Source organism: Providencia sp. UF-224 (genome assembly GCF_058245955.1).
The window spans coordinates 1-995 of sequence record NZ_JBSICC010000086.1; the positions used below are offsets into that span (position 1 = coordinate 1).

The 995-nt window shown below is 43.7% G+C and carries 2 protein-coding genes; one reads left to right on the top strand and one right to left on the bottom strand.

The features are described from left to right. Positions 1-127 precede the first annotated feature (127 nt). Complete coding sequence (locus AC4IFO_RS22905) at positions 128-340, bottom strand: hypothetical protein (protein WP_490737843.1); 213 nt, start codon at positions 338-340, stop codon at positions 128-130. Between the two features lie 33 nt (positions 341-373). Between AC4IFO_RS22905 and AC4IFO_RS22910 the strand changes: the two genes are divergently transcribed. Then, complete coding sequence (locus tag AC4IFO_RS22910) at positions 374-835, top strand: hypothetical protein (protein ID WP_490737844.1); 462 nt, start codon at positions 374-376, stop codon at positions 833-835. Positions 836-995 lie beyond the last annotated feature (160 nt).

Genomic DNA, 995 nt, shown 5'->3' on the forward strand with positions numbered 1-995 from the left:
GGCAGCGCGAAATTGGATGGCCATGCCGTCATGACCTTCTCATTTGGCGTGTAATGTAAATCACCTTTATTTCAATGAATTGAAATGGGCTGACGGTCAATAACTACGTCAGCCCTTCAATTAACATTCAACCATCGAGAAGATAAACACTCCTCAGTCTGTCAGTGTTAGGGTTGCTTAGTTCAGCCTGCGCCTTCTCAGCCCCCGAGACCAATTTAAAATCAACGGGAATATCAAACCACCCAACTGCGTAATCAATGGCATGGGCAATGAAGCGGATATCGAATTTAAATTTAGCCCCATCGCTCCCAATCAACTTAGCGCGACAACAGATTTCCACGGCTTTCCAAGAATACGAAATACACTAAATATGGTGTGCGATGCAACCACCTACCTCACGTTTACGACAGCGGATGTTTACCCTCTCAGCGACTATGTACAATCGCAACGCAGAATGCATATCTATGGTTTGGTTGACCCAGTAACAGGCAAAGAAGTCGGTGGTGTTTCATTTGGTGGCGAGAATTTAACAGTGGATGGCCAAACAGCCTACATGGGTCAAACAAGAGGTAAGCTCGGCTCTAATCTCGCTCTCGGATACTTAGGGAAGGATAGAATGTCAACTTGGATCACAATAGACAAATATCCTGTTAATACAATAAACGACTTGGATTTCATGCCAGGTCAGACTTTCGGTATGGATATTGCCACTGTTAATGGTCTAGGCTATACCTATCTAAAACCGACCCAAGTTTTAGCGGCGGATGGGATTAATGTTAATGACGGGTTCAACTTTATCGGACAAGCCATCATGACTTTCAAATTTGGTATTTAATATTCTGCACAGCTAAATAAGGGTTTCCTTATAGTACAGGAGGGTGTCCTTCGCCATAATGCTCCCTGGATAAACTCTGGGGAGTTAATGATAAACCATACAATCCCTCCTTAGCCGGCTCACATACCATGCGACAGCAGAATAAATTGACTGAATGATA